Source organism: Methylobacter psychrophilus (genome assembly GCF_025583945.1).
GTDB lineage: Bacteria > Pseudomonadota > Gammaproteobacteria > Methylococcales > Methylomonadaceae > Methylobacter_C > Methylobacter_C psychrophilus.
In genome coordinates, this window is record NZ_JAOEGU010000041.1 from 1 (window position 1) to 15,752 (window position 15,752).

At 42.5% G+C, this 15,752-nt stretch carries 12 protein-coding genes; 5 read left to right on the forward strand and 7 right to left on the reverse strand.

The features are described 5' to 3' along the window. A partial coding sequence (locus N7974_RS15450; RefSeq protein WP_262966487.1) for a cadherin-like domain-containing protein occupies nucleotides 1-1,080 on the forward strand: 1,080 nt, incomplete at its 5' end. Between the two features lie 372 nt (nucleotides 1,081-1,452). Here N7974_RS15450 and N7974_RS15455 read toward each other — a convergent pair. The 6 genes from N7974_RS15455 to N7974_RS15480 form a co-directional block, all read right to left on the reverse strand. Then, a complete protein-coding gene (locus N7974_RS15455) occupies nucleotides 1,453-1,896 on the reverse strand; it encodes a type IV pilin protein (RefSeq protein WP_262966488.1) in 444 nt (147 codons plus the stop codon). 99 nt (nucleotides 1,897-1,995) lie between these two features. Beyond that, a complete protein-coding gene (locus tag N7974_RS15460; protein WP_262966489.1) occupies nucleotides 1,996-6,513 on the reverse strand; it encodes a pilus assembly protein in 4,518 nt (1,505 codons plus the stop codon). Nucleotides 6,514-6,690: 177 nt separating this feature from the next. Next, the gene (locus N7974_RS15465; protein WP_262966490.1) at nucleotides 6,691-7,287 is read right to left on the reverse strand and encodes a pilus assembly PilX family protein; all 597 of its coding nucleotides are present in this window, start codon (nucleotides 7,285-7,287) and stop codon (nucleotides 6,691-6,693) included. 12 nt (nucleotides 7,288-7,299) lie between these two features. Further along, nucleotides 7,300-8,328: a PilW family protein gene (locus N7974_RS15470; RefSeq protein WP_262966491.1), complete on the reverse strand. Its 1,029-nt coding sequence runs from the start codon at nucleotides 8,326-8,328 to the stop codon at nucleotides 7,300-7,302. After that, nucleotides 8,325-8,783 carry a type IV pilus modification protein PilV gene (gene pilV / locus N7974_RS15475; RefSeq protein WP_262966492.1) on the reverse strand — a complete coding sequence of 153 codons (459 nt, stop codon included), beginning with the start codon at nucleotides 8,781-8,783 and terminating at the stop codon, nucleotides 8,325-8,327. The genes N7974_RS15470 and pilV overlap by 4 nt, the downstream gene beginning before the upstream one ends. A gap of 37 nt (nucleotides 8,784-8,820) precedes the next feature. Beyond that, nucleotides 8,821-9,390 carry a GspH/FimT family pseudopilin gene (locus N7974_RS15480; RefSeq protein WP_262966493.1) on the reverse strand — a complete coding sequence of 190 codons (570 nt, stop codon included), beginning with the start codon at nucleotides 9,388-9,390 and terminating at the stop codon, nucleotides 8,821-8,823. 611 nt (nucleotides 9,391-10,001) lie between these two features. Between N7974_RS15480 and N7974_RS15485 the strand changes: the two genes are divergently transcribed. Continuing rightward, nucleotides 10,002-10,163: a hypothetical protein gene (locus tag N7974_RS15485; RefSeq protein WP_262966494.1), complete on the forward strand. Its 162-nt coding sequence runs from the start codon at nucleotides 10,002-10,004 to the stop codon at nucleotides 10,161-10,163. Between the two features lie 1,186 nt (nucleotides 10,164-11,349). On the opposite strand, the gene N7974_RS15490 is transcribed toward N7974_RS15485, so the two are convergent. Further along, entirely contained in the window at nucleotides 11,350-11,964 is a 615-nt protein-coding gene (locus N7974_RS15490) for a fibronectin type III domain-containing protein (protein ID WP_262966495.1), read from the reverse strand. A gap of 721 nt (nucleotides 11,965-12,685) precedes the next feature. Here N7974_RS15490 and N7974_RS15495 point away from each other — a divergent pair. Genes N7974_RS15495 through N7974_RS15505 form a run of 3 tightly spaced genes read left to right on the forward strand, consistent with a single transcriptional unit; the run spans nucleotide 12,686 to nucleotide 15,751 of the window. Next, on the forward strand, nucleotides 12,686-14,500 hold the full coding sequence (locus N7974_RS15495; protein ID WP_262966496.1) for an NAD(P)H-dependent oxidoreductase subunit E: 1,815 nt from the start codon (nucleotides 12,686-12,688) through the stop codon (nucleotides 14,498-14,500). Nucleotides 14,501-14,502: 2 nt separating this feature from the next. Beyond that, nucleotides 14,503-15,222 carry a 2Fe-2S iron-sulfur cluster-binding protein gene (locus tag N7974_RS15500; RefSeq protein WP_262966497.1) on the forward strand — a complete coding sequence of 240 codons (720 nt, stop codon included), beginning with the start codon at nucleotides 14,503-14,505 and terminating at the stop codon, nucleotides 15,220-15,222. Continuing rightward, a complete protein-coding gene (locus tag N7974_RS15505; RefSeq protein WP_243218814.1) occupies nucleotides 15,212-15,751 on the forward strand; it encodes an NADH-quinone oxidoreductase subunit B family protein in 540 nt (179 codons plus the stop codon). The genes N7974_RS15500 and N7974_RS15505 overlap by 11 nt, the downstream gene beginning before the upstream one ends. Nucleotide 15,752: the final 1 nt, after the last annotated feature.

The following is a 15,752-nucleotide window of genomic DNA, read 5'->3' on the forward strand; positions in this document are numbered from 1 at the left end:
CAAGCACAAGTCGATAAAACCATTACTGTAACAGCCGGCTATACTGACCTGTTAGGTACCCCTGAAATTGTAACCAGCACTGCAACCACTGCCGTCGTTAATGTTAATGATGCGCCGACGACTTCTGCCGTCACCTTGGCATCAATTCTCGAGCACAGCCAAGCCCGCGTAATTACGCAAGCCGAGTTGCTGGGCAATGCAGTTGATTTGGATGCTAATACCCTTACCGCTACCGGCCTTAGCCTTGCGTCAAGTAATGGTACTTTGGTCGACAATGCCAATGGTACCTGGAGCTATACGCCGTTATTAAATGATGCTACATCGGTGAGTTTTAACTACACCATTACCGATAGTGTCAGTCCGACTGCAGGGTCGGTGGCAGCCACAGCGACACTGGATATTACACCCGTTCAATTGACCGCTGAACCGGTTGCAGACTTGTTCAAATCATTTGGCAACGGTACCAATACCTATATTAAACCTGAGGCGTATGTACAAAATTCCGGCCAGAATTTGGATTTGAAATATCAGATAATTGACAAGTCAGCTGATGCCGTCATTATCGGCAGTACCAGCAATGATTTTATCAAGCTGGCCGGCACAGGTAATAAAGCAGCCAATGGTGGTGGCGGTAATGATGTTCTTGATGGTTCAACCGGCTCCAGTTTTTTGAGTGGTGGCGATGGTATCAATACTTTCTTTATGGATGGCAGAGCAACGGGGGTGACATGGTCAACGCTGACTGATTTTACTCAAGGTCAGGATAAAGCCACGATTTGGGGTTGGGTTAAAGGCGTGAGCACGATTAATGCCGGGTTTACCGACTTTAACACTGGCGGCGCAACCGATTATACCGGCTTGACTTTACATATCCAGAACTTGCTACCAGATGGCTCTGTCAGTGGCGCGACCAATTCCGCGTTAAACTCTTTGACACTGACCGGACATACCTTGGCTCAATTTGGCGCGTCTTCTTTGGCGGATTTAAATACTCAAATTATCAATGGTACCAATACGCATTTTATTGTTGGACAAATCACTGATGACTTAGGGGTTCATGGCTACTTGTTGATCAGTTAACTGATTAACTTTACGGCTACCGTAATTTAACAACAAGCAGTAATAAAAGCATGACGGGGTACAATCCTGTCATGCTTTTTATTACTATTGATATCTTCAAACCGACATTCCACAACCTACTCAAAGAAAAAATATACCCAAAGTGGCACAGAATTTTTGTTTATTTGCAACGACTGCAAGGATGCAGAAGCTAGAACAACGCAGGAAATCGCCTAAGGTTGCGTAATATCAGTAATTAAGTTGAGTAACTTTCATTTTTAAAATCGTCCAATTTGTTTATTTTCAACGTTTTCTTTTTCAGCCCATTAAAATACAACTATTAGCAACCAATAAAATCACGCATCTAATTTAAACTTGAGCCTAAACCAGACTTTACCAACAATTGGCTGCCGTTGCTCCTGTTGTATTAATAACGCCTTTAACGCCAGTATGAGTCAACGTCAAAATACCACATCTATCATTGACTTGAACGCCGGTTGGCGAGGCATTCAGCGTATAGGTACTGGTAGTCGCTTCGCTAATGGTTAAATTATAATAAGGGGTTCCACCCTCTACCGGGCTTGTTGCTGAAAAAACAGTAGGGTCTGGAGCACCAGTATCATCACCATCGTCTGCAGCACTGGTATATTTATTATGTACGGTAAAATAGCGTTCCATCGCATTCTCAAAGCCCAGTAATGCGCCTTTAGCATCTGCCCGACGTGATTTCATCACACTTTCATGATAACTGGGAATAGCAATACTCGCTAAAATTCCGATAATGGATACCGTAACCATTAGCTCAATAAGCGTAAAACCTGGTTGTATTTTTTGCATACTTTTTATCGTATTACTGTCATCTGTATGGTATTCAAAAATAAGCCGGACAAAACCGTATCACTTAAAGCATCTGTTTTTGATATCAACCTTATTTAGCTACTTCAATTGCTGCCAAGATCTGCGGATACCGCTACCGCCAATACCACTGATACCGGCACCTCCAGTATCAATAACAGTACCCATTTGCCCGGTTGAGCTACTAAGGTATTTGTAGTCAACTGAATTAGATGTTACTACCGCAGGTGTTTTAGTAATGCCAATTCCTAAATTAATACCTGACGCAACGTGTTTAACACCGGCAATTATGACAAAATCATTGGCATCAATGATACCATTTCCATTTACGTTAAAAGCAACGCCACCAGATTCCCCGCCACTTAAGGCATCAAGTTCCATTAATCGTGAATTACCGCCGGATTCACAGGGATCAGGACTAGGAATGACTGTCGCAAATATGACCAAGCCCCGACGAACAAGCGGAAAACTGACAACCCGTTCACCTTCAGCCGTGTTATTGGGTGGTGTGAGCAAATTTAATGCCCAACCAAACTTTAACGGACTTGAAGCGCAACCAACGGCAGTAGTGGCATAGCACACCGTATTTTTTGAAACAACACGAACCGGGTTCGTGCTTGGCGTTCCTCCCAAGGTCATTGCGATACCCTCAAAATCGATAGTTTGCTCTTTCAGCAAGCTTCGATCTGTTATTGCCAGTCCTTTGTCCCATAAGCCATAAAAAGATTGCACGGGTGGATTGACACCGACAATATTATCGCCATTGATGCCGTCTTCAAAGTATTTACCGGTTCCAACATAAACCATCAGACCGACTCCGTTTTGATCAGCCCCTGAGACACCTACCGGGCCTATGTTGGGTTTGCTGGTAATAGGTTGGCGATCAGCTTCGCTACAACTTCCCCCCGCTGTTGAGCACGCCACAAAGAATGGGGTACTTGGCACCGGCCAACTGCCAGCGCTACCAGACACATCAAATTTCCATAAATTACCGTGTAAATCTCCAGCATAAATGGTGTCAACACTAAGGTCGTTATTTGTGTCAACGGCCATCGGTGATGACAGCCCATTTTTAGTCGTGGTAGGCCCTGCGCCGGTATCAATTTTCTGTAAAACTGCACCGGTACTGGCATCAAAGATAAATAACACGGCATGACCATAATCGCTGTTATAACCGTTGGCAACAATCACTGCCCAATGACCATCCTGCATTCTTACCACTGAAGGTTGCGCCAACGTATAGCCCAAATCACCACCATCGGGATTGGGAGTACCGTCTGGTTTGCTGGTATTGGTAAATTCCCACAATGCGCTACTGGCGCCAAAAGCGTCAGGATTAGTAATATCCAGCGCAAACACTGCACGCCCTCCTGCGCCAGTGGTGCCAGCAAGCAGTGTGTGCCAGGCCGAACCATAATAGACATCACCTGCTGCAGACATGCCATCGACAAAATACTGATGAACATAGCCGGGGGATGTTAGTTTACTTAATTCAGGGAATAAAGCATTGGGTATGTAAGCGAATATTTCCTGCCCACCACTGCCGGTGCTACCAGCATCAAATCCATGTAGCATGCCATCATTGGCTCCTACATAAAGCATGGGCCGTCGACTGCCTTTGTTGGCAAGAAAAGTACTGTACGCGGTACCTATACCCGGTAAGTTACTATAACCAGAATCTTCACTCCCTACATAGACGGGGTCAGAATTCACAATATCGCCCAACAGACTCGCTCTATCCCTAAAAATGCCAGCTGGATTTGTTGTGGTTTTCTCATTAGTATCATCGCCAAGCAACCAGTTAAGTCTTAACAATCCGTTGTTATCAACAATCCCATTTAACGTATGCAGATAATGTTGCTGTGAAAAGGGTAACGGAGCGGGAGTATCATTATCTTTGCTTAGATTGTTCCACCCAAAAGATACGCCCCATTGGCCTACAGCCATTGAGGAATTATAAGTATATATTTTACGCAGACCATAAGCAGGAATCAAAGTCGATGTTTCCCAAGTTGGCGTTAATCCGCCAGTACCAGTATTAACACTATAAGCCTGTAATTGACCACTCCAGTCAGTTGATTTAAATTTAGCCTGATAGACCTGAGTTCCAGTGTCAAGGCGTGTAGAATTTGCTGCTACAGCAGAAGCAGAGGCACTGGTTGCAACTACGTTGGCAAAAGCAACACTTAAAGAACTGGCTAATTCACTGGGATTAGTGGCAAAAAAATAACGATCCGGCTTACCATCGCCATCACTATCCCATTCTGCTTGTAGGTCAGGTATGCCATTATTGTTGCTATCGATAAAGCCGCCCCATTTAGCTGCGTAATAAAGCGGTTGTTGCAAGCTAAGAGCCGAGCCCGAACCAATGGTGTAGGTTGCCGTACTGGCTGCATTTCCGAGTATACAATTAGTACAGGCCGTTGTTCCTTGAGGATCGTTATAGTCGTAGTCATTAATACCAGAGTGGGCATGAAAACCGTCCTTGGTTGTGCCGCTAATAATATAACCGAAGCCCATTTTATAGGGGGTCGATTGGGCAATCACCTTTGTCGAAATTTGGACTTGAGTTGAACTTACCTTGTAAGTGAGAATGCCCCATTGATCCTGGTCAAAGTCACCACCTTGTTCACTGTCTTCCCAATTAACATAAATCTTTCCACAGTTCGAGGCGGAAGGTATTGGAGAAAGTTGGTTGCAATCTTGATGAACAATCTTGAAGTCAACAATGGTGCAGTTACCACCAATACCTGAATTTTGACAGGCTGGCAATAGAGTTACTGTTTTATTGCCGACACTGTCTGGCACCGGAATTATAATCTTGGGGGCTTGAGCAGATAGTGCAACCCCATAGGTCGTCACCAACTGTTTACCTGGCAAGGTGAGTTGAATGTCATTGTTATGGGCAAACTGAGCCAGCCCGGCAATGTGGTAAGTCCCGGAAAGACGCGGTGCATCGGGACAAATGCCTTTTACATCACTTAGATTATTGACGGGTTTTCCCGTACATAACTGATTTTTATTAATACCATTTTCACCAACAAAATAGCTGTTTCCAGCATTAACTTCGTAGCTGCCAACGGTATTGGTTAACGCATTCATCGCTGTCGTACTAATATCTGCTACACCACCAAGTTGATCGCCGTCGTATGAGCTGATACTGGCATTAAACTGGATGACATTCAATTTTGAACACCATTCAGTCGCACTAATGGTAGGGTTATTGGCAGTCGCGATGGTTAAGCCTGAAATATACGTCGAGTCAGTATTAGAATTGGCAGGAAGATAGGTAGATAAGGCACTGTGATTAGATAGATAACGTAAAGATTCCAGGAATATTTCAGCTTGGGGGTTACCCCAATTACTGCAATTCCCGTCGCTAAAAATATTTAGGCCCCACGTACAATTATTACTTCCTGTCGTACCAAAATAGGTACCGTCATCATGACGGTACCCATGTATTCTTAATCGATTCAGTGTATTAATGATCCCTCCCGTTGAGGGAGCCAATTTGAAGGTGCCATTGCTCGTAACATTAATTTCGTTAGTGATGGAAGAAACATTTTTACGCAAGACTCCGCCCGATTTATTTTTGCCAAAAGACCCCGTCATCATGCCAAAGCGCAATTTATCCTCATCACCATAGGCTTGCAGCAAACCGATTGGCTTTAATGTGCCGTCAGGATAGGTTTTACAATTTTCTGTCCCGATGTAATTACTGTCGCAAACTTTTATTCTGACATTATAGTCCCCTAAACCATTAGTGGTTTTATTAGGGTTATTACTGGCAGCATTAATACCTGAGTCAGCAAATACATTGCTATTTGAAGCCGCTTTTTCGCCTGACCAGCGGCATTGCCAGCGTTCATTAGCGGCCCACAGTGAGTAGTTGCCTTTAACTACCCGGATTAGTGGGGCATCACTAACATTTTGGGAAAGCTTTGTACCAGAGACAGTCGTATTGCAAAGCGTAATACCACTTGTCGATGTGAAGGGGGTGAGACTGGCAAGATCTGAACCACTGTAAAATTTGGCAAAACTGTGAGCATCATTGGGTAAATAACTACGTTCCAAAACAGTCATTCCAGGAGTGGTCGTCGTGATGGTAATTTTGTTACTCCCCTGTCCTGTGGTGGTGGTTGTTGTAGTACCGATGTCAGTAGAACGCAAACCGCCATAAAGAATCTTGCGGATGGTATCAATACGGGTCATGCTGGCCCAATTTAGAAAATTGCCACTCCACAAACCATTGCAATATTTGTTGGCTGTTGTCGAGCCAGGTTCAAACCGATTATTGGTATAACTGTAACATTTGTAGCTGTCGAAATAGCCATAATAGTCAACACTATGCTTATATGTTGTCTCAGGGATACCGTCATTATCCAAATCAGAATAATCGTCAAAGGCTTTAAAATATAGTTGCTGATCCTTGGAGATATTTAACATCACGACAGGTGTTACGCTGATGGTGAGAAATAATGGTGAAGCGGCAATGCCGGCATGACTGGTATTGGCGACAAGTCCAAGCAGTAAGCTGAGTAATAGTCTGGGCAACAAGTCTTTATGGCTTGGGTAATCTTTATATTTAAAAGCATGCATTACAAATCTCCGATGAGACGGGGGCCTGACAGGATTTATATAGAGTCTTTCAGAAATTAAATTTCCATTACATTAAATTTTGAGCCCGTACGGATAACATCCCTTGAAGGGATGGTATCCGTTAGCATCGAAATTATTTATCTGAAAGTCTATAGCCAAAATTCTGAGTAATAAATGTTAAATGGGTGAGTAAATTGATTGCAATATAACTACTGTTTTTGTTGAAGAGCCAGTGGCTCTAACGGTAATTCTATAAGGCGTTGACGTTGAATCGGGAGGGCAGTTGCCAAAACAGGCGGCTGCCAATTGTTGAATGATATATACCGGGGTGGTAATTCCATTGCCTAATGTACTGACTGACGATGTACCGACAGGATTAGCGGCCCAAAAGGCATCGGTCAAAATTATGGCGGCAGTCGGGTTAGGATTGGCCGGGTCACTGTCCAAATAAAAGCCCCCGGTACCGGCAACGGTAAATACTGGTAATACAGCGGGTGAATCCAGGCTCGCTTCAGCGGCACTTAAGGCCGATTCCGCCGCTTGAAAAGCCAAATTTCGATCACGTATGTTACTGGCCATTTTTTCTTCTAATGACGTCGTTTGCATGCCTGATGTACCGATTAGTGTTAGCAGTAACAGCATAATTAAGCTGATTACCAATACCACACCGGATTGATGCGCGTCGATACTGTGCAATTGCTTATTGTTACTGGAGACTTGCTTAGCTGCGTTCACGGGTAGTGAGCGGAGCCGAATTATGGGTAGATTGTTCATTCTCGCTTCATTTCATGGCAACCGGTTACGTAAGGCAATTGTCGTAGTAAGAACATGTCTTATTTTTCGATCTGTAGGTGTCGTAGTCGTACCATTATAAGTATATGGCACAGACTGTACCGTGATGTTGTCATCGGAAGCCAGCAACAGACTAATACGAACACTGACGACTTTGGCCATATCAGCCACATTATTTGCTGTTGTATAGTAGTAATTGGGTGGCGTTGAGTTAGTCATTGCGCCATATAAAACCTGCATATTTTCGACGCCTTCAATAAGTTCAACCGGATTGTCGATAGTGACGGCTTTCGCATTATTGAATCGCCATAAAGCCGGCTGTCCGCTTGCATCTGCACGAATAAAATAAGTGGATGAGGCATTAAAAGCAAAAATTTCTGCATCTGCACCGTAGGCTTTACTAAGCTTGTTATCGGTATTTTGATTGTTGGCATGCGCAATGGTTTGCGTGCCGCTGCCTGATGAAGCACTGGATGCAATAAAAATATCCGCCGCACTACAATCGGAAATAATCAGTACATCATAAGCACTTATATTGCAGGTATTAGCTGCATTTATCTGTATATTGGCATTGTTGCTAGCCATATTGCCGGTTAACTGCCCGCCACAAGAACTGCCTGAGTAAAATGTTACAGCATCGGTACCCGTAATGCAGGCGTTGGTGCCACAAGCATTAGTGTTCCAATTATTGACAATATTATTATCGCCAAGAATGGCATGAGCAGTAGCGAACGAAAGTGTTGGGGGCAAGGGGTTAGGATTAGGATTTTTAGGGTCAATAATAACATTCGGTGTTATTGAATCGGAACAGCCCAGAAAACCTGCCATACGAATATCCCGGGCTAAAAAATCCAGCGCAAACCTGCCGTTTTCCTGCAATCTTGATAAGTTTTCCAGCATTCTGTAGGTTTGTTGGCTACCAATAAAAATCTGTATAACTCCACCTAACAAAAACGCGCCTATCAATAACGCAATCATCAGCTCTATCAACGTCATACCGGTTTGATAGAATTTATTGCTCATAATTGAAAGCGGGTTTGAAATACGGGATTATTGGTGTCATTGCCATCCCTGTCGTCATCCCAGGTAATACTAACGGTAAATATATTAGCGGCAACGGTTATGGTGCCCATACCACTGGGCATGATAGTGGTAACAGTAAGATTCCATTCATAAAGATCGTTCTCTGCCATTTCCATGGAACTGCAGCCGTTAGTTGGCATGGTTGTGGGTAGACAATTGGTTTTTGCTGTCGCTGAACTGGGAAGAATCGAGGTATAGGCCGCTTGTCCTGTGGAATTGGCACGCATTCTGTCGGCCAGATCGTAGCTTAGTTGTGTGGCTTGACTACGGTTATAGGCGCTTTGGCTGTTTCTGAGACTGACAACTTGCAAACCGGCCAGACCAAGCAAACCCACCTCCAGCACCAACATGGCAATCAGAACTTCGATTAGGGTAAAGCCACTGTTTTTGTACATAACGCGATGTTTTAATAATGATATGACATTAATTTTATTACGGACAAGATGAAGTACCTATTGAAACTTGGGTACGACCAATGGCATTAATCTTGATTGCACGGGATAGGGTATTATCGGTGCCATTGCATAATCTGAAAATATCGCTAACAACAACCTTGCTTAAGCCACTAGGTAAATAAGCCGCGTAATCTTTGTATGTGCTGGTACCGATTCTTAATGTATAGCCGTCAGGCAAAGCCTCATAGGTTTTTAATAAACAATCTTCCTTGAGTGATCCGTTGGTGTTACTTTCGCAGGGAGTTGAATTGGTATCGTCAAGAAATTCGTTACCATTTAAATCTACAAATATATCCCAGCCGCCTTCCCATTGTCCGTTGCTTAGACCTTTGCGCCTGATTGTCAATTGTACGCCTCGCTTTACTGACTCGCTACGGGCAAAATTGAAGGCCGTTACCAAGTCGTTAGCGTAGGTTGTCAATTGATTGCTTCTGATAATGGAAGTAAAACTGGGAATTGCAATTCCTGATAGAATCCCGGCTATAGTGATGGTGACCAATACTTCGATCAGGGTATATCCTGCAATATCTTTACGCCGAGTGTACATGATTTTTGTATGCCCTGCGGCTATTTGCTAAATAAATATTATAATAATAATGGTTAGTTGTCAGAATAAAAATAACGTTAAGCAGCTACATTTGTCTTACGACCAGTTGTTGTAATCCGCGCGGTCACGGATGCGGAAAACAGAAACACATTAAACCCTTGTAATATTTGGTATTCAACACGTTTAAAAACCCGCAATCTTGACCGCTCGAAGTATATCTTCAATTAACTTTGCCAACTGCTAATACTTTTATAAAAATACCGATAATGCAATGTTTTGAGTAATAAACCTTAACAATTTATCTGGCAAAACCTTTTTTGGGCATTAAGTGACTTGTTAAAAACAGAATAAGCGTATTTTTCTACCGTATTCTGAGTATATCAATGGCAGAATTATATACGCATACGTATGCCAATACACTTCCTTATAAGCGATAGCATACAGACTACAGTTAATTTTTTGATTAGAATGTTTTTAAATTTTTGATGGAACTATGGCTCTTGGTTGTTATAACTTACTTATCTTCGGTCACGAAATAGTACAGGAAGTATAACTATAGCGGATCAGTATAAAAATTAGTTTTTTAATAATTATCACAAGAGAGAATGGTTATGAATGAACATACTTATCTTGGTTTAGCTTTGGCTACTTGTCTGATTGTAGTTTCTGCATCTTTGTCAGCAGAAGTTTCATCTGCTCCTGAATATCCCGATCAAACCAATGATCCAATATTTAATCATCACCAAGAGCCTTATGAATTACAAAAACAATAGGCAGGGCATAATAGGACTACTATAACTACACCTGCAAGAATGTCTGTATACTCGATGTTCAAGTTTTTAATTTTTGATTTTAGAGAAGCCCATTGAATCAAGCCTCACAGCCATGATTGAGATCATGTGGCGCTTGAGTCTATTGATGAAAACACCTTGATTTATCTGGGTTCGTCCCAGTCAAGCTAAAAAAACTTGAACATCGAGTGTATAGCATCCTGGCGAAATAAACACTGTAAGGCACCAGCACAATAACATAAAAAAAAGTGTTAACTCAAGAAGTAATAAATCAAGTAATTTAATGATTGCTAACATTATTGGAGTTTGTTGAGGGCAAATATTTGGACTATAGACTTTCAGAAATTAAACCCCCATAACATGATAATTTAGTTTACACGGATAACATCCCTTAAAGGGATGGTATCCGATAGCATAGAAATTATTTATCTGAAAATCTATATGCTGATTTCTAATCGCGTTAATCGCATAGATGGAGTCGGATTAACCCCATTAATCCGAAATTGTACTCTGGTAAACATAATTAAGAAATGTCCTGTTGCGGGCTCTTTTTTTGACTGGGCCGATCAGGGTTTATAGAATCACACTATCAATGACTATAGATTTTCAGAAATTAAATTTCCACTACACAATCCGTGTAACTTACACGGATAACATCCCTTGAAGGGATGGTATCCGTTAGCATCGAAATTATTTATCTGAAAATCTATAGTATCGGGAAGTTTAAATTAATATCCAAATGACGGCAGTGTGTGTCGAAACTTGTCTTTGGCAATTCATGGTGCCAACTGCCCACTAAAACAAATCAACGCTTTCTTGAAGGGGCTTGGGCCCTGGAGATTGTTTGAATAAATCTGCCCCTGCCCCATCGATTTGCACTCCCCTTTTTTTTAAGAGAGAGAGATAGTCAGCCGCAACCGGGCACATAGACTTTAGAGTAATCCGGTTTTTGAGTTTTGTAATTTACCATGGAATATAAAAGTGATACCAAATACACGGAGTCTTGCTAATTAAAAAACGAACCAAAGTTAACCTTAAACTCCAACAATAAAGGCTAACGGCGCTCAAGGCCGGCTTTGCGATCATACTTCACATTTGGTGACGTAAAGCCAAGAAAATCAGCAGCCGTAAAGGTATTCTTTACGGTAAGTTATTTAAAAATCAAGATTTACACTACCACCTTTAATACCGGTGCACTAAAGTCGGCGGTACCGTCCGGCGTTACAGCGGCTACCCTAAAATAATACTTACCGCCTACCGTAAGCCCGGAAATCTCATGATAAGAGCGGGTTCCCGTTGCAACCAATACCCATTCACTGTCTTCCACAGGTAAACTCTCTTTTGCAGACTGCCAAATGTAAGCACCCGCTCTATCCACGGCTTTGGCAATCAACTTTACACTACCGGTATTGGCACCGTCTGCTGCCGATAACTGGGGTTTTTGACGTGATATGGGTTGTCTGGATTCATGAAAGCCGCTACTTAAAATTTTAGTTTCATCGCCTTCAGCCACTTTTTCGACATACGCCGCCAATTTATAAAAAATAGCATTCGCTGCAACTTCATTATCGTGCATGGCGGAAATAGCGCTATGACTACCATCACGCGAAGCGACAAAAGCCGCTTCCAGTGCATCTACTGCCGCTTTAGCCTTCGTTAAGGGCACCTCGGGCGTTGGATAGGTTGGATTGTCGGTTAATTTGGCAATAATATTACGATAAAAAGCGATTTTTTCTGCTATTGATAATTTGATAAAATCCAATAGCACTTTGATTTTTTTCATACTGAGCTCCTTTAAATAGTTAATTAAATAAATAAAAACAATTAAAGTGTGGTTAAATTATTCCATAGCTTTATGCGATGTGTAAAATACTTTTTTTATTGAAACCAGCCATGTTTTTATTGACATGCCTTTTGTTTCACTGGAAATCCGACCTGCTTTTGCTGGAATGTTTACTGTTCTCGTTAAAACAAGAATTATCACTATGGGAATACCTATTATTTAAATTGTCTTAAGGCGAGTTTTTATTGGAATATGATCGACTGCAAGTTGCAAGTAACGTATTTTTCTTGGAGTACAGTCTGTTCCCATTGAAGTACAACATATTTCTATTGGGATGCGATCTGCTCCATCTGAAATAGGGTATATTTGTGTTGGTATACGACCTACCTGCCATGACATAAGGTTGATTATACGGGGAATCTTCTTTTTATCACGTTCCGTAGCATATGTGCCCGATGGTGTGCTACTTTTATTCCGATGAATAAATCAAGCTGGCTATCCCTTTGATAAAAAAACTATTTTTACAGTAACAACCATTTTTCATACATAACCCGTTCAACACAAGGTGAGTAAAAATCATGCAGCATATTGATCTATTTATTATTGGATATCGCTTAAGAACACGGGGCATTTTATTTTTTTCTATTGTTGATGACTTGTGTTGACAATCCACTATAATCACATCAGCTAGTATTCATAAAGATCAGGCCAGGGCAATAAAATGAAAAAATTTATTCAGGATCTCGCAGAAACACATCGCTATCAGCCAACGCATTTATTACCTATTTTACGATCGGTTCAATCACAGTATCATTACATTCCGCAAGAGGCGATAGAACAGTTAGCCCAGTTGCTAAACATTTCCCGCACCCAGATTATCGGTGTTGTTGAATTCTACAGTTTTTTTCATCTATCTCCGCGCGGACAATACGAACTGTTAATTAGTGACTCCATTACTGACCATATGTCGGGCAAGAAAAATCTGATCAGTTATTTAGCGGAAAAACTAAAAGTTGCCGTTGGTGATGTTCGGCAAGATGGCGTTGTCAGTCTGGACAACACGTCCTGTACAGGCATGTGTGATCAAGGCCCGGCAGGCCTGGTTAATGGCCATGCCTTAACACGCCTTGATCGTCCCCGGCTTGACCTGATCAGCGATTTAATTAATCAACAAAAACCACTCAATGAATGGCCCGCCGAGTTATTTCTTGTCGAAGATAATATTTATCAGCCGGGCTTACTGCTGGCTAATCCTATCCAACCGGGTACTGCCCTAAGAGCCATGTATAAACGTGGCGTACCAGAAACGTTAGCGGAAATCAGCTTTGCGGAGTTACGTGGCCGTGGCGGAGCTGGCTATAACACCGCCTGGAAATGGCATCTTTGTTATGAAGGCCCTGAAGAAGATTCCTTTTGCGATATCGCTACACATCGGCAGCAACAACGCTATGTGGTTTGTAATGCTGACGAAGGCGAACCGGGTACTTTTAAAGACCGGGTTCTGTTAAATTCTTATGCCCATGAAGTATTTGAAGGTATGACCTTATGTGCCGCCATTATCGGCGCCCAACAAGGCTTTTTATATTTACGCGGCGAATATCTGCATCTTTATGAGAAGTTGCAAGCGGTATTGGATGAGCGTCGGCAGGCTGGTTTATTGGGCAGCAATATTCTTAAAGAAGGGCTTAATTTTGATATTGAAATTTGCCTCGGGGCAGGTGCTTATATCTGCGGTGAAGAATCGGCATTGATAGAGTCGCTGGAAGGCAAAATGGGTATCCCTCGCAACCGCCCTCCTTATCCGGTTACTCAAGGCTATTTAGGTAAACCCACGGTAGTTAACAACGTTGAAACCTTTATGGCAGCCGCCAGTATTGCTGTAAACGGCGGCGACTGGTTTGCCAACGTCGGTACAGAAAAATCAAAAGGCACCAAGATTTTAAGTATTTGCGGGGACTGCTCTCAACCCGGAATTTATGAATATCCTTTCGGTACGACTATCCAGACAGTTCTTAATGATTGTGGAGCAAGCGATGTGCTGGGCGTACAAATAGGTGGTCCATCAGGTACGTTTATTTCCAATAAGGAGTTCAACCGGCAACTGGCTTTTGAAGATCTAGCCACTGGCGGCTCGTTTATTGTTTTTAATGACAGTCGAAACATTCTTGAAATTGTTAATAATTTCACCCATTTCTTTGCACATGAAAGTTGCGGTTTTTGTACACCCTGCCGGGTTGGTACTTCGTTATTAAAAAAACAGCTGGATAAAATTATTGGCGGTCATGGCTCAGCCGGTGATGTGGTGGCACTTGAAGAACTCTGTCAGCTAGTCAAGACCCAGAGCCATTGTGGCCTCGGACAGACCGCAGCTAACCCGGTACTATCAACCTTGCAGCGCTACCCCGAATTATATCAAAGCCGCTTGAAAAAAATTAGTTATGAACCAGGATTTGATTTGGATGGTGCGCTGGAAACAGCCAGACGATTGGCCAAACGTAACGATGCCAGTGCACATTTAGCCCAAGCAGAGGAATAATCATGAGCAAATTAATCACTATTGATGGTAATACTATCCCTTTTGAAGAGGGGCAGACCATCATGGAAGCTGCAACAGCAGCCGGTGTTTATATTCCGCATCTATGCCATCATCCCGAATTTACACCACATGGCAGTTGCAAACTGTGTACGGTAAAAGTAAACGGGCGCACCTGTTCGGCCTGTACTTTTCCGGCTGTGGACGGTCAGGATGTACTTAATAATACCCAAGAATTAACCGATGACCGGCGGCTTATTACCCAAATGCTGTTTGTGGAAGGTAATCATTTTTGTCCTTCCTGCGAAAAAACCGGTAATTGCCAATTACAGGCCGTTGCTTATCATTTGAATATGCTCGATAACCATTTCCCGCTGTTTTATCCCAACCGGGAATTGGATGCTTCTCATGCGGAGGTCATGATTGATCATAATCGCTGCATTTTTTGTACGCTTTGCGTTAGGGCCAGTCAGCAAAAAGATGGTAAAGATGTGTTTGCCATTAGTGGGCGCGGACTTAATAAACACCTGATTGTTAATGCCCAAAGCGGACTATTAAAAGATACCGATATAGAAGCTACGGACCAAGCGGCACACATTTGTCCAACTGGCGCAATTTTGATTAAGCGAACCGCTTATCAAGTACCTATTGGTGAACGTATTTACGATCATCAACAAATTGATCAAGTCAGTTTAGCTTCGGAGAATTCTCAACATGACAAATAAAATTAGAGTCGCAACCACGTCTTTGGCAGGTTGCTTTGGCTGTCACATGTCATTTCTTGATATTGATGAGCGCATGTTACAGCTGGTGGAACACGTTGAATTTGACCGTTCACCCATTACCGATATAGAACACTGCACAAACTGCGATATTGGTTTAATAGAAGGTGGCGTGTGTAATTCCGAAAATGTTCATGTCTTGCGTGAATTTCGAAAAAACTGCAAAATTCTGGTTGCGGTCGGCGCTTGCGCTATTAACGGCGGTTTACCGGCGATGCGTAATTTTATCCCTTTGGAAGAATGCCTGAATGAAGCTTATATCAATGGCATAGGTGTTGAAAATGCACAAATCCCCAGCGATCCTGAACTACCCTTATTACTGGATAAAGTGCGTCCGATTCATGAAGTGGTGAAAATAGATTATTTTTTACCCGGTTGCCCGCCTTCAGCCGATGTATTCTGGAAATTTTTGACTGATTTGATTGACGGTCGTGAGCCGTCGTTACCTTATGAGCTGGTGCATTATGATTGAG